The sequence below is a fragment of the Adlercreutzia murintestinalis genome (genome assembly GCF_943192905.1).
Lineage (GTDB): Bacteria > Actinomycetota > Coriobacteriia > Coriobacteriales > Eggerthellaceae > Adlercreutzia_A > Adlercreutzia_A murintestinalis.
The window spans coordinates 86,748-107,595 of sequence record NZ_CALPCC010000001.1 but is presented as its reverse complement, the minus strand read 5'-3'; the positions used below and the strand labels follow the sequence as shown (position 1 = coordinate 107,595).

Annotated in this window: 14 protein-coding genes; 13 read left to right on the top strand and 1 reads right to left on the bottom strand. The window is 63.7% G+C overall.

Going from position 1 to position 20,848, the window contains the following annotated elements; genetic code table 11:
* Positions 1-22 precede the first annotated feature (22 nt).
* The 8 genes from NFR19_RS00395 to purB all read left to right on the top strand — a co-directional run bounded on the left by NFR19_RS00395 (position 23) and on the right by purB (position 10,198).
* Complete coding sequence (locus NFR19_RS00395; protein WP_251211793.1) at positions 23-838, top strand: LPXTG cell wall anchor domain-containing protein; 816 nt, start codon at positions 23-25, stop codon at positions 836-838.
* 272 nt (positions 839-1,110) lie between these two features.
* The gene (gene frc / locus NFR19_RS00390) at positions 1,111-2,430 is read left to right on the top strand and encodes a formyl-CoA transferase (RefSeq protein WP_251211792.1); all 1,320 of its coding nucleotides are present in this window, start codon (positions 1,111-1,113) and stop codon (positions 2,428-2,430) included.
* 401 nt (positions 2,431-2,831) lie between these two features.
* Positions 2,832-4,865 carry a hypothetical protein gene (locus NFR19_RS00385; protein ID WP_251211791.1) on the top strand — a complete coding sequence of 678 codons (2,034 nt, stop codon included), beginning with the start codon at positions 2,832-2,834 and terminating at the stop codon, positions 4,863-4,865.
* Between the two features lie 6 nt (positions 4,866-4,871).
* Positions 4,872-5,678 carry a hemolysin family protein gene (locus tag NFR19_RS00380; protein ID WP_251211790.1) on the top strand — a complete coding sequence of 269 codons (807 nt, stop codon included), beginning with the start codon at positions 4,872-4,874 and terminating at the stop codon, positions 5,676-5,678.
* A gap of 167 nt (positions 5,679-5,845) precedes the next feature.
* Positions 5,846-6,733 carry a CMP-2-keto-3-deoxyoctulosonic acid synthetase gene (locus NFR19_RS00375; protein ID WP_251211789.1) on the top strand — a complete coding sequence of 296 codons (888 nt, stop codon included), beginning with the start codon at positions 5,846-5,848 and terminating at the stop codon, positions 6,731-6,733.
* Between the two features lie 20 nt (positions 6,734-6,753).
* Complete coding sequence (locus NFR19_RS00370; RefSeq protein ID WP_251211788.1) at positions 6,754-7,542, top strand: potassium channel family protein; 789 nt, start codon at positions 6,754-6,756, stop codon at positions 7,540-7,542.
* The gene (locus NFR19_RS00365) at positions 7,543-8,214 is read left to right on the top strand and encodes a potassium channel family protein (protein ID WP_251211787.1); all 672 of its coding nucleotides are present in this window, start codon (positions 7,543-7,545) and stop codon (positions 8,212-8,214) included.
* Positions 8,215-8,848: 634 nt separating this feature from the next.
* A complete protein-coding gene (gene purB, locus NFR19_RS00360; protein ID WP_251211786.1) occupies positions 8,849-10,198 on the top strand; it encodes an adenylosuccinate lyase in 1,350 nt (449 codons plus the stop codon).
* Positions 10,199-10,634: 436 nt separating this feature from the next.
* On the opposite strand, the gene NFR19_RS00355 is transcribed toward purB, so the two are convergent.
* Positions 10,635-12,182, bottom strand: coding sequence for a twin-arginine translocation signal domain-containing protein (locus NFR19_RS00355; protein ID WP_251211785.1), 1,548 nt, complete (start codon positions 12,180-12,182; stop codon positions 10,635-10,637).
* A 293-nt stretch (positions 12,183-12,475) separates the two neighbouring features.
* On the opposite strand from NFR19_RS00355, the gene NFR19_RS00350 reads away from it, so the two are divergent.
* The 5 genes from NFR19_RS00350 (at position 12,476) to NFR19_RS00330 (ending at position 20,754) form a co-directional block, all read left to right on the top strand.
* Positions 12,476-13,183, top strand: coding sequence for a response regulator transcription factor (locus NFR19_RS00350; RefSeq protein ID WP_251211784.1), 708 nt, complete (start codon positions 12,476-12,478; stop codon positions 13,181-13,183).
* A 51-nt stretch (positions 13,184-13,234) separates the two neighbouring features.
* Positions 13,235-15,013, top strand: coding sequence for a sensor histidine kinase (locus NFR19_RS00345; RefSeq protein ID WP_251211783.1), 1,779 nt, complete (start codon positions 13,235-13,237; stop codon positions 15,011-15,013).
* Between the two features lie 40 nt (positions 15,014-15,053).
* Entirely contained in the window at positions 15,054-15,944 is an 891-nt protein-coding gene (locus NFR19_RS00340; RefSeq protein ID WP_251211782.1) for a phosphoribosylaminoimidazolesuccinocarboxamide synthase, read from the top strand.
* Positions 15,945-16,022: 78 nt separating this feature from the next.
* Positions 16,023-16,703 carry a hypothetical protein gene (locus tag NFR19_RS00335; protein WP_251211781.1) on the top strand — a complete coding sequence of 227 codons (681 nt, stop codon included), beginning with the start codon at positions 16,023-16,025 and terminating at the stop codon, positions 16,701-16,703.
* 52 nt (positions 16,704-16,755) lie between these two features.
* Positions 16,756-20,754, top strand: coding sequence for a phosphoribosylformylglycinamidine synthase (locus NFR19_RS00330; RefSeq protein ID WP_251211822.1), 3,999 nt, complete (start codon positions 16,756-16,758; stop codon positions 20,752-20,754).
* The last annotated feature ends 94 nt before the right edge of the window (positions 20,755-20,848 follow it).

Here is a 20,848-nt window from a genome sequence, read left to right as displayed (position 1 = left end):
TAAGGAAAGCGGAGAGAGAACCATGCAGATAACGATGAAAAGATGCGCAGCGGCCGTGCTTGCCGCCTTCGCTCTGTGCTTCGCGCTGGTAGCCCCTCAGCAGGCGCTGGCCGATGCGACCGACCCGAACGCTTCCATCGAGCTGAAAGCCGTTGAGGGTGCAAGCAACCAGGTTGAGGTGTACGTGACCACCAATCAGGTGGATGCGCGCACCATGTCGTTGGCGCTTGATATCAAGACGTCGACCCCCGGCTATGTGGATGCGGCTTTCGTGTGGAACGAAGAGGCGCTCAGCAACCCGGACAAGCCCAGCCTGCTGCGCACCACCGATGCTGAGAGCACTGACGGCATTCGCATGAACCTGTACGCAGGCGACATGGTGGGCGAGCCGTTCAAAGAGCCGGAGGCCCGCTCGGCTAGCCGTACGGTGAAGATCGGCACGGTGGTGCTGACGCTGAGCAGCGCGGCACCCCAGGGCGAGGCGATCACGGCTGATGTGCAGGTGACGCCTGCTGACGGCGTGTTGAAGTTCGCTGAGTATCGTGGTGCCGAGGTGGCGATTCCGGCAAGCAACTTGAACGTGTCTGACCCGGTCAAGGCAGACGTGGTAGCGGCACCGGTCTCTTCGTCCTCAAGCGCCAGCAGCAGTAGCAGCAGCGCTGGTGCGGGCAACAATAGCGATATTCTGGGCGAGACCCCAGCCACCAACGTGCGCAGCATGCCCAACACGGGCGACCAGATGATGCCCATCGTACTGACGCTCGTGGGCGTGGCGGTGGTCGCCATTGCGGTGATCGCGGTCATCGTGATGCGCCGCAAGAAGGAGAAGCAGAGCTAGCGCGCTCCTGTATCGCTCGGTGGTAGTTGCGAAGGACCGGCCGCGTGCCGGTCCTTTTTTGCGCGCTGACGCGGGCCGCTGTTTCGGCATGGGGCCCTTTCAGGTAACAGCGACGTTTCGTGCCTTCGCCGCTTCCGTTTCAAAGGGCGACCGGTTGCGCTGCGGCGTCTGAGCGCGGGCTACTCTTTGATCAGGTTATGCGATACGTGAGTGCGCTGGTCTGGTCTGCTCCGATGGTTCGGTGGCTGGATGGCGCAGCAAAAGGAGGCAACATGGCAACCCAATCAACCGCCCCGTTGGCGGGCATCAAGGTCATCGACTGGACGCAGGTGCAATCAGGCCCTAGCTGCACGCAAATGCTGGCATGGATGGGCGCTGAGGTCATCAAGCTGGAAAAGGTGCACGGGGGCGACCCGACCCGTAACGAGATGAACGATGTGGACGGCAGCTATTCGCTGTACTTCCTGCAGTTGAACGCCAACAAGAAGTCCATCACGCTGGACATGAAGGACCCCGAAGGCGCCAAGATCCTCACCGACCTTCTGAAGGACGCTGATGTGTTCATCGAGAACATCGGCCCGGGCGATGTGGAGAAGCTGGGCTTTGGCTGGGATGTGGTGCATAAGATCAACCCGAAGTGCATCATGGCCTCGCTCAAGGGCTTCAACAAGGGCAGCCGCTTCGAGCATGTGAAGGCCTTCGAGCCGGTGGCGCAGTGCGCGGGCGGCGCTGCTTCCACGACCGGTTGGAACGACGGCGAGCACGCCATGCCAACGCAATCGGGCGCTGCGCTGGGTGACTCCAACACCGGCATGCACATGCTGATCGGCATTCTGGCCGCACTGGCGCAGCGCAGCCGCACCGGCGAGGGCTGCTACGTGTATCAGTCCATGCAGAACGCCGTGCTGAACCTGTGCCGCATCAAGCTGCGCGACCAGCTGATCTTGGATCATCTGGGCGAGCTGTCGTACTACGCGTGCTACCCCGGCTATAAGTGGGGCAAGGCCATTCCGCGCGCCGAGAACGCCGAGGGCGGCCTGGTGCTGGGCTGGTGCTATCGCGCCAAGGGCTGGGAGACCGATCCGAACGCCTACGTATACATCGTCATCCAGCAGTCGCCGAAGGGCTTCGAAGAGTTCTGCAACGCCATGGGCTTCCAGGATTGGCTGACCGACCCGAAGTTCAGCACCGCGAATGCCCGCGACGAGCACAAGGCTGAGGTGTACAAGCGCGTTGAAGAATACACCATGCAGTACGACAAGTACACGCTGACCAAGGAGCTGGGCGCCAAGGGCGTGCCGGTGGGGCCGGTGCTGGGCTGGGACGAGCTGGAGAGCGATCCCGATCTGAACAGCGATGGCACCATCATCACCATCGACCAGGAAGACGCACGTGGCGACTTCAAGACCATCGGTCTGCCGTTCACTATGAGCAACTACGCGCCTGAGTACAAGCGCGCACCGAAGCTCGGCGAGAACAACGAAGAGATCCTCAAGGGTTTGGGCTACACCGATGACCAGATCGCCGAGCTTACCAGCAAGGGCGTCATCGGCAGCAACGATGGCGCAAAGGCCGATCTGGTGAAGGCATAGCGGCAGGCGACAGGCGCACGGCAGGCGACAGGCGCACGGCAGGCGACAGGCGCACGGCATCTGAGGTGTTCGCAGCGTACGCATCGCCCATATCGAGCGCGAACCGCTGATGTCATCGGCAGTTCACGCTCGATTGGAAATAGAAGGAAGCTCCGGTACACGGTTGTGCGCCGGGGCTTCTGCCGTTATGGGGCGCGCTGCGCGGGGTCAGGCGCCGGTGCGAGCATGGATGCGATCCTAGAAGTAGATGCAGGGTGCAGGCGTGGGGCACAGGGTGCAGAGACGGGACGCAGGTGCAGGGGACCGATTTTGTACCGAGTTCACGTATTTTCCGCGTTCGGCGGCATGTTCAAGTACAATTACTAGCAACTATGTGCAGGCGGTTCCGATCAAGGACACGGATGGCCAAGAAGAGCAACAATAAAAAGCAGCAGACGAAACGGCAGAGCACTGCACCGAAAGCCAAGGGCGCGAAGGGCGCGGTAACTTCTAAGGGCCGCTTATCGCGCGAGTCTGGTGGATCGAACGCGCAGAGCGCGGTGCTGCGCGATGCGGTGGATGCCGCGCGCGAGAGCGCCGAGGTACTGCGCGAGGCGGCCACGGTGCTTTCGCAATCAGCCGCGCAATCAGCCGCGCAATCAGCCGCGCAAACGGTTGCTCAAGCGCGTTGGAGCCAGCTTGCTGGACAGAGCATGGCATTTCCCGCGGTCGATCCTGCGGCTCTGCAAATGGGTGGCTTGCATGCGGGCGCTCTGATGTCGGGCATGTCGCCGAATGTGGCAGCGGGCGGCGCTGTGGGGGTGCCCACGCAGCCGCTGGGGGCCGCATCTCCCGCCGAGCCTACGCCAGCAGCTTCGGTACCTGCACCGGCATCGGCAGCTGCACCGGCCACTCCGGCCAACACGGCGGCAGAAGCGCCCACCGCACAGCCTGCGCTAAGCGCTCTGACGGCTGCCGCGCAATCCGCACCTGCGGTCGCGCCATCGCCAGCACCGGCTGTGCAGACAGCTCCGCAGCCCCAGCAGCTGCAACAGGTTCAGCAGCTGCAAACCTTCGCACATGCGCCTCTGACCGCCCAGCCTTCGCAATCGGGGCCGTTCGCGGCGCAACCCGGCGCGTCGGGCGCGGCTCAGTCGGGGCCCATCGGCTATGCCGAGGGCATGCAGCCAGGCGCCTACGCTCCCGACGATCCGCTGACGCGCGTTTCCCACAATGCATCCATGGGCGAACAGGTGGGCTTTACCCCGAAGGAACCGGAGCAGAAGCGTCGGTGGGGCTCGCCCATCAAGAGCTTGAAATCGGCTGTGGCGGCGCTCACGAATAGCGCTTCCAACGACGAGGATGCGCCCGACGCGCCGCTTCCGCGCACGCAGATAGACTACACGCCCAAACCTGAGCTGTTGAACAACCTGCCCAAGTTCGGGGACGCGCCCGTGGTGCTCCCTACGCCGCAGGAGCTGTTAGCGAGCGTGCCGCTCATCAGCACCACCGGTCAGATCGTTCCCACCGCCGATCAGTCGGCGTATCCCTATGGGGCGCTGCCCGAGCACGGGTATGCCGACTATCCCGATCATATGCTGGCCGACTTCGGCCATGTCGACCAGCTGTCCGTTCCGGCCCTGTACAGCGACCCTCAGCCGTTCTCGGTTGAGATACCGTCCGATCAGATACCGCCTATCCAAGAGCAGGTGATTGAAGTGCCCGCGCAAGAAGTGGTGTACGGAGAGGTTCAAATGCCAGACCCTTATCTACAAGCGTATGACAGCATGCACGTCTACGACCCAGCTCAGATGTACGATCCTGCCATGCAGCCCTACGATCCCATGCAGATGCAGCCCTACGATCCGGCGCAGGCGCAGATGCATGCTCAGGCGCAGGCGCAAGGCTACGATCCGCATCTGCAAGCTTCCTACGACCCAGCGCAGGCGCAAGGCTACGACCCCTATGGGCAGCAGTTCGCGCAGCCCTATGGCCAGACGCAAACGCCCTATGCTGACCAGCCCTACGATCCGAGCGCATACGGGCATGGCTACGATCAAGGCGGCTACGATCCGTACGGCTACAGCGCAGACCCCTACGACCCCTATGCCGACCCCAACATGTATGCTGCCATGGTGCCCGTGAAGGGCGGCAAGGCAACTGCGTCGCTGATCTTGGGCATTCTGTCCATTCTGCTGGCGTTCTTGCCGCCAGTGGGCTTGGTGCTGGCCATCGTGGCCATTCTGCTGGCGAAGAGCTACCACAAGAAGGGCGGCGTTGCCCCGCGTGCCGGTACCGGGCGCGTCTGCGGTTTGGTGGGCATCATTTTGAGCCTGCTTTTGGCGGTGGCCATCGGCGTGTTCCTCGCCTACTTCTACGGCGGTCTGTACGGCGAATCGAATGCGGGCGCCATCATGGGCTACCTGCAAACCACGCCGTTGAAGAACTTCCTGTAGGTTGCTATGAGCGAGGGCAGCAGTAAAGGCTTTTTCGAGCGCCTCACCGGGCGCAAGGCCGAAGTTTCCGAAGACGAGATATTGGGGCTGATCGACGACGCACCGGCGCTCGCTGACGACGAGAAGCGCATGATCAGCAACATCATGGACCTGCGCGACACCATGACTGGCGCCATCTGCACGCCGCGCGTGGATGTGATGCTGGTGGAGGACGAAGAGACCGGGCGGCAGGCGCTGGAGCGCATGCGCGGCACGGGGTACTCGCGGTTGCCAGTGTGCCACGACAGCATCGACGACATCATCGGCATCGTGCACTACAAGGACCTCATCGGGCCGCTCATGGACGGCAGCATCGACGATCCGGTGACGCGGTTCATGTACGAGCCCATGTTTGTGCCCGAAACGAAGGACGTCATTCCCCTGCTGGGCGAGATGCAGGCGCAGCATCAGCAGATGGCTATCGTGGTGGACGAATACGGCGGCACGGAGGGCCTGATCACGGTAGAGGACATCCTGGAAGAGATCGTGGGCGAGATCGCCGACGAGAGCGATGTGGGCGGCGAGCTGCTGACGTTCGTTGAACCGGGCGTGTGGCGCGCAGACGGGCGCTTCCCGGTTGAGGACGCGCTTGAGCTGGGCTGGCCGGTGGAGTGCTCCGACGACTACGAGACCATAGCTGGCTGGCTGATGGGGACGCTTGATGGCGTGCCCAAGCCGGGAGATGTGGTGGTGGCCGACGGATGCGAGTTCAAGATAGAGAAGATGCGCCGCAGCCGTATTTCGCAGATTCGCGTGCAAAAGCTGTCCGCATAGCGGCTCGCACCACGGTTCGCAGCCGGTGGCGAATTGTTGATGTACGGCACTTGAATATGGGGTAGAATATCCCAACGACATATCAATGACCATTCGGCAGCATACCCACTTACAACAAAGCCAGCTGCTCCCGCTTCGGCGGTTATCGCTCGTTTGGAAGAGGACAGTTGGCACAGAGCAGGCAAAGAGCAGCGCATTCCGCGAACGCTTCCCTGAAGCGCGTGGGTGCTTCGCATCGGCTTGGTACCGGTGCGCGCGCTGGCGGGGCGCGCACGGTCGTTGTGGGAGCGCATGGCGTTGCAGTGGCGCGTCCCAGCGCTGCGTTCGCCAGCCGATCGGCCGCCAAGGTCGTGATCTCTTTGGGCATAGCAGTGCTGGTTGCCACGGGGGCAGGCTTAGGGCTCGCCTCTGCGGGCGGCACCTCCGTTGCGCCTTCTGATACGGTTGAAGCGCCGGTGCAGACGACCGAGGCGCACGTCGATCTTTCCGCTACTGCCGCGCTGGCACAGCCCGCATCGCGCGATGTTTCCAGCGGCGTGGCCGAGATAGCGGCCGAGGAAGAGGCGGCGCGCATCGCCGCTGAGCAGGCCGCGAAGGACCGCGACGTACAGGTTCTCAAGCGCGTGCAAGAGGCGCAGGCGCGCTCGGCGGCCAACGGCGGCCAGGGTGTCTACGCGGTCGATTGGTCGGTGGGGCACGATGCCTTCGTCAGCGAATGGACCGCGCGCATCGATAAGTACCTAGTGGGCAGCCCGCTTGCGGGGTGCGGCGCCACGTTCGCTGAGGCCGCGTGGAACAACGGCGTTGACCCGCGCTGGTCGCCTGCCATCAGCAACACCGAGTCGACCAAGGGGCGCCACTGCTTCGCATCACACAATGCCTGGGGGTGGACCAACGGCGCCTGGGGCGACTGGGGCACGGCCATCAATGCGCATGTGCGTGGCTTGGCCGAGATATATGGCTACACCATCAGCTACGCCAACGCGGTGAAGTATTGCCCGCCCAATCACGACAACTGGTATCGCGGCACTCTGAATGAGATGTCGAAGATCTAACGGCTGAGCCGGTCTGTTCCATGAGCAATGTGATCATAGTGGGATGCGGGCGCGTGGGGTCTCAGCTGGCCATCATGCTCTCCGATGCTGGCAACAACGTGTGCTGCATCGACCGTTCGGCTGATGCGTTCGCCAATTTGGGCCGCAACTTCAATGGGTCAACGGTGCAAGGCATCGGCTTCGATGAGGATGCGCTGGTGCGCGCGGGCGTGGAGGAGTGCGACGTGTTGGCCGCGGTCACGCAGTTCGACAACACCAACCTCATGTGCGCCGAGGTGGCCAACCGCCTGTTCGACGTGCGGCATGTGATCGCGCGGTTGTATAATCCCGGCCGCGAGCGCGCTTACATGCAGCTGGGCATCGACTATGTGTGCGGGACGTCGTTGGTGGCCGAAGAGATGTTCAGCAAGGTCATGAGCGGGCATGGCAGCCATATCACCACGTTCGGCGAATGCGAGGTGCTGGAGTTCAGCTTGCGTCTGGACGGAGGCGATCCGCTGGGGCCGCCACGGTCCATTCGTGTGAGCGAGCTTGAGCGCGGGCACGATGCGCGCATCATCGCCTTCGAGCGCGGCGATGGTTCGGCCAGCAGCATTCCTACCTCTGACAGTGTGCTCTACGGCGGCGATACCGTGCTTGCGTGCATCAGGCACGACTACATCGGTCACTTTCAGAAGTACATGCAAGCGGTGGGCGACGATGCGGCCGCTGCGGCTGGGGTGCCCGTGGTGTCGGATGTGGCCGACGTGAAGCAGTTGCTGGACAGCATCGATGAGGGCGCTGCCGCGCGTGAAGGCGAGGCGAAGTAGATGTACATCGTGATCGCTGGCGGCGGGAAAGTGGGATCGTATCTGGCCAACGTGCTGCTCGAGAGCGGCAACGAGGTGGCGGTCATCGAGCAGAACAAGCAGCTGGCCGACGGGCTGTCGGTGGCGCTTGAGGGGCGCTATCTGATCATTTGCGGCGATTGCTGCGACTCGCGTTTCCAAGAGGATGCGGGCATTCGCAACGCCGATATCTTCGTGGGTGCCACCGGCCAAGACGACACGAACCTGGTGGCGTGCGAGATCGCGCAGCGCGTGTTCCATGTTGACCGCGTAATCGGGCGCGTGAACAGCCCGAAGAACCTGCGCATCTTCCGCAAGGTGGGCATCGAGTGCGTGTCATCCACCACGCTGATCGCCAACCTGATCGAGGAAGAGGCGCTGTTGGGCAACGTGTCGGTGGTCACGTCGCTTTCGCATGGCAACGTGACGCTGACCGAGTTCACCGTGGGGCACATGCGGCGCCATTCCGATGAAGAGGGCATCGCGCTGGGCGATATCGAGCTGCCGGAGGGCGCGCTTGCGGTGGCGGTGGCCTACGAGGACGATGCCGAGGTGGCCTCCGACGATCTGATGCTCTATCCGGGCGATCAGGTGATCGTGGTGGCTGACAACAGCGTGCTGGACGAGGTGCGTGCCATTTTCCGGTCGCTTTGAGCGTGCGTGCACCGTGCGCCTTCGCGTGGTGTTGGACATGAGCTTTCGGGTGGCGTTGGGCATGTGCTGCGTGCGTTTCGGTGGCCACAAGCGTGGTGGGCACTCTATCTGCTGCAACCGCCGCTTCGACCGCCTCAATCTTCCTGATCGCTCCAAGCGCGCAATGTTGCACGTGAAACAATTCAGGCATGGGAATCGCGCATTTCAGCACGTTCAAACGCGGTAAGTATTTTAACCGCCGCACCTGCGCACGGTGTTTCACGTGAAACAATTCGATGGACGTAGTAAGCCCCCGCGTCAGCGCCATCGCTTCATCTTTTGCGCTCGCACTGTTTCACGTGAAACAATTCGACGGACGTAGTAAGCCCCCGCGTCAGCGCCATCGCTTCATCTTTTGCGCTCGCACTGTTTCACGTGAAACAATTCGACGGACGTAGTAAGCCCCCGCGTCAGCGCCATCGCTGCATCTTTCGCGCTCGCACTGTTTCACGTGAAACAATTCGACAGACACCGCAAGGGAGCGCTCCAAGTAGATTAAAATTGTCGTACGCGAATCATGGTGCGCACGGGCGGCTCACCGCGGGCGGTTGCTACGATCGCCTTGGGGGCGCCGACGCTAAAGAAGGAGCTTGTGATGATCGACCGCTACACCCGCCCGGAGATGGGCCATATCTGGGACTTCCAGAACAAATTCGACATCTGGCGCGAGATAGAGGTGCTGGCGTGCGAGGCGCAGGCCGAGCTGGGCCAGTGCGGCATCACGCGCGAGGAGGCGCAGTGGATCCGCGATCACGCGGCGGCCGACGCGGCGCGCATCGCCGAGATCGAGCAGGTGACCAACCACGACGTGATCGCCTTTACCACGAACATGGCGGAGAACATCGACGCGGACGTGCCGGAAGGCGCCGAGAAGCCTAGCCGTTGGGTGCACTTCGGCATGACCTCAAGTGACCTGGGCGATACCGCACTGAGCTACCAGATCGTGCAGGCGGCCGACATCATCATCAACGACATCCGCCAGCTGGGCGAGACGTGCCGCCGCCGTGCGCTGGAGATGCGCGATGTGCTGTGCGTGGGGCGCACGCACGGCATCCACGCCGAGCCCATGACGTTCGGCATGAAGTTCGGCAGCTGGGCGTGGGCACTGCATCGGTGCTTGGTGCGCATGCAGCAGGCGCGCGAGGTGTGCGCGGTGGGTGCCATCTCGGGCGCGGTTGGCACGTATTCCAGCATCGACCCGTTCGTGGAGCAGTTCGTCTGCGAGAAGCTGGGGCTCGTGCCCGATCCGCTCTCCACGCAGGTGCTCGCGCGCGACCGCCACGCGCAGATGGCCGCCGCGCTGGCGTGTACCGCCTCCACGCTTGAGAGCATCGCCATGCAGGTGCGTCTGTTGCAGCAAAGCGACGTGATCGAGGCCGAAGAGCCGTTCACGCGCGGGCAGAAGGGCTCGTCGGCCATGCCGCACAAGCGCAACCCCATCACCGCCGAGCGCGTTTGTGGGCTGGCGCGCGTGGTGAAGGCGAACGCGCAGGTGGCCTTCGATGATGTGGCGCTGTGGTACGAGCGCGACATCAGCCACTCCAGCGCCGAGCGCGTGGCGCTGGCCGATAGCTTCATCGCGCTGGACTATCTGTTCGGCAAGATGCAGTGGATGCTGGACGGGCTGCAAACCTACCCGAACAAGATGGAGCACAACCTGTGGCGCACGCGCGGACTCATCTTCTCGTCGAAGGTGTTGCTGGCGCTGGTGGAGGCAGGCCTCACGCGCGAGGACGCCTACGTGATCGTGCAGCGCAACGCCATGCGCGTGTGGGAGGACATCCAGAATGCGGTGCAGGGCCCCAGCTTCCGGCAGAACATCGAGGCCGACCCAGATGCCGCCATGCTCACGGCTGAGCAGCTGGACGCCATCTTCGATCCGCGTGCGTTCCTGACGCGCATCGACCCCATCTTCGAGCGGCTGGAAGAACTCGATTTCTCGTAACCCAGCTCGTTGTGGCCTTATTCGGATTCTTTTTGCTCGTTTTGCCTCCCGCGTGGCACAAAATGCCATCAAAAAGGCGGATCGGGGACAAAATGAACGGTTTTTCGGAGCATTTTGCGGGAAATGGACGGTTTTAGCCGGTACCAGGCACCTAATATGGGCTCAAATGAGCCCATTTCGCCTTTTCGAGGCCTTTTTGTGCCAATAAAAGGTAAAAAAACGAAAATTTTGGCACTTTTCCGCGTTTTAATCTGCCCGCCGGGTGATCGGAGGGTGAAAAGCGGTGAATCAGATACTTTCTACGCTTGACGCTGGGATCAGTTGACCACCCAAGGGAGGGTGAAAAGCGGCTGATCAGATGCTTTTCACCCTCACTCGTCTACCCGAGCTTGTAGAGGGAGGCGGCAGGGTGATCAGGCTGGACAAAGGCGGCGGATCAGGCGCTCTCCCACACTTTCACGCGGCATTCGTTGATGGGGTCGCCATTGATGGGCGTGTAGTCGATATTGGTGTAGGTCACCAAGTTCTGCGCTGTGCCATAGGAAGCAAGGAACTCGCCATAATCCGGTGCACCGTTTTCCACCTCGAGCGTGAAGTAGCGGCGGTCGCGCACGTTGACGCCCGCCACGGCTGAGGTGCTCTTCACCACGAACCAGTCGCCATACCAGCACGGCGGCGTGACCGGCGTGCGCGGGAAGCGGAACCAGTCGGCGGCGCTATACAGCTGGGCCACCGACTGTGCGGCCTGCGCATCGGCCACCTCGGCTGCGCGGTCGGAGAGTTGCCCCTTGTCGTCGGTGGCAGCCGCTCGCGCCTCGGTGCGCGCGCTGGTCAGATCGTAGGCCGGGGCGGCAACCGGCGTATAGGTGCCTAGATTCGCGATGCCGTCGCCATAGCTGTAGATGCCGTCGAAGGAGAACGAGAACCCGGTGGGCCCGTACGCCACGTAGATGGGCTTCATGGATGCGGGCAGCGTCAGCGCGTCGGTCACCTCGCCGGTCGCGGCGTCTACCTGCGTGAGCTGGTAGCGCGTGTCCGCGGTGTCGGCGCGCGGTGCGAAGGCGATGCCGGTGGCAGTAGGGCTAGGGCTACACGCCATGCGCCCGTGCGAGGTATACAGCGTGCGCGAATCGCTTGCGGCGGCCCCGAAGCGCGTGCACACCATCAGGCTATCCTCGCGGGCAGCTGCGCCGTCCAGTACGGGAAGCACCTGCCAGAAGGCGTAGTCGCCGCCCGCAGTGAGCGTTGGCATCTCCCAGTCGGGGCCAGCCTCGTGCACCAGCACCGGCTGCCCCAGCGCATCGCCAGAGAACGCTGCTTGGTAGATACGCCAGTTGCCGTCCAAGATATCGGCTTCGGTCCAGATCAGACCAGACGAGGTGGCGCGAGCGTCGTAGATCTCGTAGCCCTCAGCCGCGCCCACCGCCGATTCAAGGATGGTGCGCACCGCTCCGTTTCCCAGCGAGATCAGCCCCACCTGGGTCAGGGGCGACCCCTGATCGGTGGGCAGCAGGGTGGCAGCTACGTCCGGATCGGTGGCCCACACCATGGACCCGTACGGCAGCGAGATAGTCTGTCGGGGCGTGAGCAGCTGGCTTGCGTCGTCGAGGTACTCGCACTGCTCGGTGGTGAATACCTGGTCTTGACTCACTTCCAACGAGAGCACGTCGGGCGTGCGCTTGAAGCCGCCTGTGGCCGCATAGGTGCCCACGCCTACCGCGGCCGCCGCACCGACTGCGGCCGCCCCGTACAAGAACCCGCGTCGGGTGAGCAGAACCTCGCCCAGCGCTCGCCGGTCCCGTGGAAGGCTCGCGCGCGCAGCGGAGTCCTGCCCGCTGCCCGGTTTGCCGACGTAGAGCGGCTTGGCTTTGGCTCTGGTGGTGTCCGCAGCTTTGGTGGGCGCCGTTGCTTTAGTCTTGCTCGCGGTTTTGGCAGGTGCTGCCCCTTGAGCAGGAACGCTGCCCGCCCGCCGTTCTCGCGCCACAGAGGGGCGCGTCGTGCGCGTGGTTCGCGCTTGATGTGCTCCCCACCGAGCTGGCTGCGAAGCGCTTCGTGCATGGCCGCTCGTGCGCGGGCGTTTCTGATGGTTCATTGGCATGCCACTATTGTGTCATTCAGGCAACGTGCGCGCATCATTTTTCAGCAAAAGGTACAATATTCCCAAGACTGTATTCTGAGGCCGAATATGCCCATCGAAGTATCGAGCGTCGAAGCATGGAGTGTCAAGCAGCGAAGCATCGAGCGTCGGCGGGTCGCACACCGGAAGGACCGGAGTTTATGAGCAGCGAGACACCGCGCATCCTGTTGGTTGAGGACGAGAAGAACATCCGCGACGCCGTCATGGCGTATCTTGAGCGTGAGAATTACTGGGTCACCGGCGTGGCCGATGGCCAAGAGGCGCTGGACGAGTTCGGCAAGCACCACTACGACCTGGTCATCTTGGACCTCATGCTGCCGAAGGTGCCGGGCGAGCGCGTGTGCCGCGTCATCCGCGATAACTCCGATGTGCCCATCATCATGCTGACCGCCAAAGGCGAAGTTGAGGACCGCATCATCGGTCTTGAGCTGGGCGCCGACGACTACCTGGTGAAGCCATTCAGCCCGCGCGAGCTGGTGGCGCGCGTGCGCGCCCTGCTGCGCCGCGTGCATTCCGACGATGCGCCGCAACGCGAAGTGCTGGAGTTCGGCGCGCTGACCATCGACATCTCGGGGCACAAGGTGCTGGTCAACGGCAAGGAAATCGACCTGACCGCCAGCGAATTCAAGCTGCTGACCACGCTCTCGCGCTATCCGGGCCGCGTGTACAGCCGCATGGAGCTGGTGGAGAAGGTGCTCGGCTACGACTTCGAGGGCTACGAGCGCACCATTGACAGCCACGTGAAGAACCTGCGTGCGAAGATCGGCGACAACCCGAAGAGTCCCACGTGGCTGCACACGGTGCACGGGGTTGGTTATCGCTTCGAAGATCCCACGCAGCAGGCATAGCGCGCCCTTACCGCATCAGATCAGCTCAGGAGAACCGATCCGCTCGCAGATATGGACGAAAAGAAGCAGGTAAACGAACCCAGCGCTCTATCCGACGCCGCCAATGCCGACGGCGCCTCTGCGGTCGACGCGGCGGCACCCGCATCAGCAGGAGCGGTCGAGTCATCCGCGGCCGATTCGGCATCGTCTGGAGCCAGTCCTGCATCTGCACCATCCGCGACTGACAGCCCCGCATCGTCCACGGTCAGCTCCGCGCAATCTGCATGGGACTCCGCGGTAGCCGTTGCGGTGGCCGCCAGCGCTGCGAAAGCTGATCAAGCCGCATCCGACGAGACGCCCGAGCCCGAAGAACCCGTCGAAGAGACCAAGCCCAAACGCCTGAGCCGCCTGCGCTGGAGCAACCTCTCATACGTTTCGCGCACCTCGCTCGCGTTCGCCATGGTGGCGGCCTTAACGGCAGCTATTGCCATCGGCGGCATATCCATGGTGTGGGGGCAGTATTTCCAGAAGTACACCACCGAGAACATGGAGACGGTGGCATCCACCGCGGCAAGCCGCATCGCCGTGTCGTACAAAGAGACCGGCCACCTTGAGCCCGACACCGTGGCCGCCATCGTGCAGGCAGCCGTGGTGTCGCCCGACGCGGGCATCAAAGTGCTGGACGACCAGGGCAACACCATCTACGAAACCACCGGCGAAAGCGTGGAAGGCCCCGACGGCACCACCTTCGAGCCTACCGACCCGGCGCAGATCGCGCTGGCGAACATTATCTCGGACGGCACGGTGGTGGGCAGCGTGCGCATGTGGATGTACGGCTCCGACACGCTCATGAGCAAGCTCGACCAGCAGTTCCGCGACAACTCGTACGCCGCGCTGGCGTTCTCGGGCATCGCGGCGGTAGCGGTGTCCACGCTGTTCGGCGTGGCGTTCGCCCGCGCGCTGGTGGCCCCTATCAACCGGCTGACGCGCACGGCCGCGGCGGTGAAGGCGGGCAAGTTCGAAGCGCGTAGCAATCTGACCGGCGAAGACGAGATCGCGCATCTGGGCGAGACCTTCGACAGCATGATCGCGTCGGTGGAGAAGGACCGGCGGCTGGAGCAGCGTCTGACGAGCGACGTGGCGCACGAGCTGCGCACGCCGCTCATGAGCATCCAGGCCAGCATCGAGGCCATGATCGATGGCGTGTACGATACGGATGCCGAGCACCTGGCCATGGTGAACACCGAGGTGCAGCGCCTGAGCCGTTTGGTGGACGCGCTGCTGAAGCTGAGCCGCCTGGAGAACCGCAGCCGACCCATGAACGAGAAAGTGATCGATCTGGGCGAGCTGGTGGGCGAGATCGTGCAGACACACGAGCAGTTCGTATCCGATTCGGGCCTGAAGCTGGGCTTTTACGCGGACAATCGCGTGCTGGTGCGGGGCGATTCCGACATGATCCGTCAGGCCGTGGTCAACCTGATCAGCAATGCCGTGCGCTATACGCCCTCGGGCGGTGTGGACGTGTCGGTGCGGCGCGGCACCGCCATGGCGAACATCTCGGTGAAGGACACGGGCATCGGGCTGTCTCCCGAAGAGGCCAAGATGGTGTTCAGTCGCTTCTGGCGCGCTGACGCGGGGCGCAATCGCGAAAGCGGCGGCCTTGGCATTGGCCTTGCTGTGGTGAAGGAGATCGTCGATCGACACAACGGCTGGGTTGGCGTGGAAGGCGAAACGGGCAAGGGCGCTACGTTCACCATCCATATTCCGCTGTACGAGGACACCATCTCGCGCGTGCGCGCTCGCAGCAATGCGCGGCAGCCGCGGCGGCCCCAGCCGCCCCTGAATGCTTGATGGTGAGCAAGAGCAAGTAGGCGAGAAACGAGGGAGACCAATGAGCGCGAATTCCACGAGTATGGCCGAGATGCTGCATCCTGCCAGTCAAGGCAAGGTGCGCGACATCTACGATCTGGGCGACCGCCTGATGCTGGTGACCACCGACCGCATCAGTGCCTTCGACTACATCCTGCCCGACGAGATCCCCTACAAAGGGCAGGTGCTGACGCAGCTCTCGAAGTTCTGGTTCGAGATGCTGGACGGTGTGGTGGACAACCATATGCTCAGCACCGACGTTGCCGACCTGCCGGACGAGTTCGAGCCGTGGGCCGACTGGCTGGCGGGGCGCTTCATGATCGTGCGCAAGATCGAGATGTTCCCGGTGGAATGCATCATGCGCGGGTATCTGGCAGGCAGCGGCCTCAAGGAGTACCGCGCGCAGGGCACGGTGTGCGGCATCCACCTGCCCGAGGGGCTGGAGAATTCGTCGAAGCTGCCGCAGCCCATCTTCACGCCGTCGACGAAGGCGGAGGTGGGCGGCCACGACGAGAACATCAGCTTCGACCGCTGCGCGCAGCTGGTCGGGGTGGACGACGCGCAGGAGCTCAGCCGCCTCTCAACGCACCTGTACCAGGCGGCGGCCGACTACGCGGCGGCGCGCGGCATCATCATCGCGGACACGAAATTCGAGTTCGGGCGCGGCGCAGATGGGCGCATCGTGCTGGGAGACGAGGTGCTGACCCCGGATTCGTCGCGGTTCTGGCCAGCGGACACGTACGCGCCGGGCGCCGATCAGCCCAGCTTCGACAAGCAATACGTGCGCGACTGGCTGGCGGCCAACTGGGACCGCACGGGCGAGCCACCGCATCTGCCCGCCGAGGTGATAGAGAAGACGTCGCAGAAGTACCTGCAGGCCTATGAGCTGATCACGGGGGCTCCGCTAGTCTAGCGCCGCTCGAGCCCCTCGGTCCCCTCTCGTTTCTTTGTATAATGCTCGGTAAGATATTCGCCCGAACAGGAGTTTTGCATGTCCCAGCGCAACCCCATGAACGAACGCTACAACAGTGAAACCAAGCGCGGCGTCACGCGCAAGAGCGCTGCCTCGGCCAAGCCTAAGAGCAAAGCGGCCGCCACCGTAACCGTTGGCACCAAGAAGAAGACGCCAGCCGAGCGCAAAGCGGCGCAAAAGGCAACGCGCAAAGCCGAGCAAGAACGTCAGCGCGAACTGGATCGCAAGTACTACAAGCCCGACACCCCGCGCTACAAGCAGCTGCGCCGCACCTGGTGGCTGGCGCTGATCGGCGCCATCGTGTGCGTGGCGGCGTCGTGGGCGCTGCGCGGCGTGCAGCCGGATTGGTTGGCCATCGTGGCGCTGTTCCTGGCCTACGCGCTGATCATCTTCGCGTTCTATATCGACTTCTCGAAGATTCGCAAAGAGCGTCGCGCCTACCAAGAGCGCATGGCCGCGCTGGAGGCTAAGGATGAGAAGCAGGCCAAGCGCGAGGGCAAGAAGGCGCAGAAGGACGCAGAGGTCGAGGCGAAGGCCGAGGACGCTAAGCCGGTGGTGAAGAGCCGCCGCGGCTTGGGGGCGCGTCGCAAGAAGGCCCAGGAAGCAGAGGCAGCTAAGCAGGCACAGGCGGCCGATGAGGCGCGCGAAGCGGCAGAGAAGGGCGAATCTGACGCAACGGGAGGCTCCGACAAAGCGTAGCGCGGCCGGGCTTGCGTGGGGTAAGCGGTTCAAACGAGACGTGGGAGAGAACATGGTCGATCGCATCTATGTTGAGAAGAAGCCGGGTTTCGATCCGCACACGCGCAGCTTAGAGGCCGAGATTCGCGATGTGCTGGGCGTGGATGCGCTCAAGCGCCTGCGCGTGCTGAACCGCTACGATGTGGACGGCGCCGATCAGACGCTCTTCGATGCGAGCGTGGCCGGGGTGTTCAGCGAGCCGCAGGTGGATGCGACCTACCGCAGTCTTGCAGAAGCGCTCGGGCACGAGGTGGACGCGCCGGGTGCTCCCGCCGTGTTCGCGGTGGAATCGCTGCCGGGGCAGTTCGACCAGCGCGCCGACAGCGCGGCGGAATGCATGCTGCTGATCGGTCAACAGGTGCGCCCTGAGGTGCGCACGGCCACCGTCTACGTGTTAGAGGGCAGCCTATCCGATGCTGACGTGGACGCCATCAAGCACTATGTGATCAATCCGGTGGAGGCGCGCGAGGCGCAGCTGGACACGGTGGCCACGCTTGACCAGGAGTTCCCGGTGCCCGCCGACGTGGAGGTGCTCGCAGGTTTCCTCGAGCTTGATCAGGCGGCGCTCGCAGCGTTCATCGCCGAGCGCGGGCTGGCCATGGATGTGGGCGACATCACGTTCTTGCAGCAGTATTTCCGCGAAGAGGGGCGCCCGCCCACCATCACCGAGGTGAAGATGGTGGACACGTACTGGTCAGATCACTGTCGGCACACCACGTTCGGCACCGAGCTCACCGACATTCAAATAGATGACGAAGCCGTGCGCACGGCTTTCGATCTGTATCAGCACGTGCGCAGCGAGCTGGGGCGCGCCGATCGGCCGGTGTGCCTGATGGACATGGGCACCATTGGCGCCAAGGCGCTGAAGGAAACCGGCGAGCTGACCGACCTGGACGAATCGGAAGAGATCAACGCCTGCACTGTGCGTTGCAAGGTTGATGTGCGTGGACAGGAAGAGGATTGGCTGTACCTGTTCAAGAACGAGACGCACAACCATCCCACCGAGATCGAGCCGTTCGGCGGCGCGGCCACATGCTTGGGTGGCGCCATTCGCGACCCGCTTTCGGGCAGGGCGTACGTGTATCAGGCCATGCGTGTGACCGGGGCGGCCGATCCCACCGTGCCGCTTGACCAGACGCTGCCGGGCAAGCTGCCGCAGCGCAAGCTGTGCATCACGGCGGCCGAGGGGTATTCCTCGTATGGCAACCAGATCGGGCTCGCAACCGGGCAGGTGAGCGAGCTGTACCACCCGGGCTACGCGGCGAAGCGCATGGAGATCGGCGCGGTGGTGGGCGCCACGCCCGCGCGCGATGTGCGTCGCGAAACGCCTGCGCCGGGTGATGTGGTGGTGCTTTTGGGCGGCCGCACCGGGCGCGATGGCATCGGTGGTGCCACGGGTTCGTCGAAGGCGCATAGCGCTACTTCCATCGAAACGTGCGGCGCCGAGGTGCAGAAGGGCAACCCGCCGGTCGAGCGCAAGATCCAGCGTCTGTTCCGCAACAGCGAAGCGTGCCAGATGATCAAGCGTTGCAACGATTTCGGCGCGGGCGGCGTGTCGGTGGCCATTGGCGAGCTGGCCGATGGACTCGAGATATACCTGGATCGCATTCCGAAGAAGTACGAAGGGCTTGACGGCACGGAACTGGCCATCTCTGAGAGCCAGGAGCGCATGGCGGTGGCGCTGGCGGCTGACGACGTCGATCGCTTCATCGAGCTGGCGCGCGCGGAGAACTTGGAGGCCACGCCGGTGGCACAGGTGACCGCCGAACCGCGCGTGCGCATGGAGTGGCGCGGTCAGCGCATCGTGGATGTGAGCCGTGCCTTCCTGGCGAGCAATGGCGCCCCCAAGCAGGCGGCAGTGCGCATTGGGCAGTTGCCCGGCGTGGAAGAGGTGCTGGTGCAGGGGTCAACTCATGCAGCTCAGACGCTCGCTCAGTATCTTGATGCGCTGGTGCGCGATCTGAACGTGGCCTCGAACAAGGGCCTGGTTGAGCGCTTCGACTCTACCATCGGTGCGGGCACGGTGCTCATGCCGTTCGGCGGCGCCCATCAGCTGACACCGGCGCAGGCCATGGTGTCGAAGCTGCCGGTGCTGGGCGGCCAGACCACCACGGTGTCGGGTTTGGCGTGGGGCTTCGACCCCTTCGTGAGCGAGGCGAATCCGTTTGCGGGGGCCTACCTCGCGGTGCTGGAGTCCATTGCCAAGCTGGTGGCGACCGGCTTCACGCGCGAGCGCATGTACCTGACGTTCCAGGAGTACTTCCCGAAGCTGGGCGACGACCCCGAGCGCTGGGGCATGCCCACGGCGGCGCTGCTGGGCGCGCTGCAAGCGCAGCTGGCGTTCGGCGTGGGCGCCATTGGTGGCAAGGATTCCATGTCGGGCAGCTTCGAGGATCTGGATGTGCCGCCCACGCTGGTGAGTTTCGCCACGGCGCTGGGCAGCATCGAGCGCATCACGTCGCCCGAGTTCAAGCAGGCGGGCAGCAAGGTGGTGTGGGTGTGTCCGGTGTCGGATGTGCCCGATGATATCAATGCTGCGCTGGATGCGGTGGAGACGCTGATCGGGCAGGGCATAGTGCGCGCCTGCGCGACGCTGAACGCGACCGGCTTGGGCGAGGCGCTGTTCAAGATGTGCGTGGGCAACCGGTTGGGCATCGCGCTTGATGACGATGTGATCTTGGATGATATGCGCGAGATGGCCTTCGGCACGTTCGTGGTGGAGCTGGCCGAGGGGCATACCGCTGAGACGGCGTGCGCGGCGCTGCGTGCGGCGGGAGTGGCGCTCTACGAAGGCGCGGCGCTGGATGGCGACGCGGCAGCAGATGAAGATGCGGACGCAGATGAAGATGCGGACGCAGAGATGTCCGCGCGCGCAGAGGCTGAGGGAGCCGCGGCGGCTGATAAGGCCGCAAGCGGCTGCGAGGTGCTGTCGCTGGGCGTGACCACGCAGAGCTATACCATGGCCTTGCGCGATGACGTTGCTGACTTGGCCGTTATTCAGGAGACGTGGGAAAGCGCGTTGGAAGAGGTGTTCCCGTATCGCAGCTGCCAGGCGGGCGCACCGGATGACAGCGCTCGTGGGGATGCTGAGACGTCTGAGGTGCACGAAGCATTTGGGGAATCTGAGGCGCCTGAGACGCCCGAAGCGTTCGAGGTGTCCACGGTCAGCTACACCGCGCGGCCGGTGGCAACGTTCAGCGGTCCGGCTATCGCGCGGCCGCGGGTGCTCATTCCGGTGTTTCCGGGCACGAACTGCGAATACGACACGCAGGCGGCTTTCGAGCGCGCGGGTGCGGTGGTGGAAACGCAGATCATCAACAACCTGACGCCCGATGCGGTGCGCGAGAGCGCCGATCAGCTGGTGTGCAATATTCGCGCCGCGCAGATCGTCATGCTGCCGGGCGGGTTCAGCGGCGGCGACGAGCCGGACGGTTCGGCTAAGTTCATCACGTCGTTCTTCCGGGCACCGGCCGTGACCGAAGCGGTGCGCGATCTGCTTCAGAACCGCGACGGGCTCATGCTGGGCATCTGCAACGGATTCCAAGCGCTGGTGAAGCTGGGGCTGGTGCCGTACGGCGACATTGTGGAGCCAACCGCAGAGAGCCCCACGCTGACGTACAACCAGATCGGTCGCCACCAGAGCTGCCTGGTGCGCACGCGCGTGGCGTCGAACCTGTCGCCGTGGCTGGCTGATTGCCAGGTGGGCGACGTGCATACGGTGGCCATCAGCCACGGGGAAGGGCGCTTCGTTGCGCCGCCTGCGTTGGTGGACGAGCTGGTGTTGGCGGGGCAGGTGGCCACGCAATACGTGGACGTTGAGGGCGTGCCGTCTCTGGATCTGGCGGCCAACCCTAACGGCAGCGTGCTGGCCATTGAAGGCATTACGAGCCCCGACGGTCGTGTGTTCGGCAAGATGGGACACACCGAGCGTGCAGGCGAAGGCTTGTATCAGAACGTGCCGGACAATCGCCCGCAACCGCTTTTCGAGGCGGGCGTGCGCTACTTCCAGTAAGGAGTGTCAGGTAGCCGATTCGCGTGAGCACCAGGCTGGCGGCCTGGTGCTACCCGTTGCTAAGCTCTGCGCTCTTCTCGCATTTCATGGATGA

Bases quoted from the DNA above. Each gene is read 5' to 3' on its own strand.
- NFR19_RS00340 (WP_251211782.1), top strand. From the start codon at position 15,054: ATGAGCGCGAATTCCACGAGTATGGCCGAGATGCTGCATCCTGCCAGT.
- NFR19_RS00350 (WP_251211784.1), top strand. From the start codon at position 12,476: ATGAGCAGCGAGACACCGCGCATCCTGTTGGTTGAGGACGAGAAGAAC.
- NFR19_RS00385 (WP_251211791.1), top strand. From the start codon at position 2,832: ATGGCCAAGAAGAGCAACAATAAAAAGCAGCAGACGAAACGGCAGAGC.
- NFR19_RS00345 (WP_251211783.1), top strand. From the start codon at position 13,235: ATGGACGAAAAGAAGCAGGTAAACGAACCCAGCGCTCTATCCGACGCC.
- NFR19_RS00370 (WP_251211788.1), top strand. From the start codon at position 6,754: ATGAGCAATGTGATCATAGTGGGATGCGGGCGCGTGGGGTCTCAGCTG.
- NFR19_RS00365 (WP_251211787.1), top strand. From the start codon at position 7,543: ATGTACATCGTGATCGCTGGCGGCGGGAAAGTGGGATCGTATCTGGCC.
- NFR19_RS00330 (WP_251211822.1), top strand. From the start codon at position 16,756: ATGGTCGATCGCATCTATGTTGAGAAGAAGCCGGGTTTCGATCCGCAC.
- NFR19_RS00395 (WP_251211793.1), top strand. From the start codon at position 23: ATGCAGATAACGATGAAAAGATGCGCAGCGGCCGTGCTTGCCGCCTTC.
- NFR19_RS00335 (WP_251211781.1), top strand. From the start codon at position 16,023: ATGTCCCAGCGCAACCCCATGAACGAACGCTACAACAGTGAAACCAAG.
- frc (WP_251211792.1), top strand. From the start codon at position 1,111: ATGGCAACCCAATCAACCGCCCCGTTGGCGGGCATCAAGGTCATCGAC.
- NFR19_RS00380 (WP_251211790.1), top strand. From the start codon at position 4,872: ATGAGCGAGGGCAGCAGTAAAGGCTTTTTCGAGCGCCTCACCGGGCGC.
- purB (WP_251211786.1), top strand. From the start codon at position 8,849: ATGATCGACCGCTACACCCGCCCGGAGATGGGCCATATCTGGGACTTC.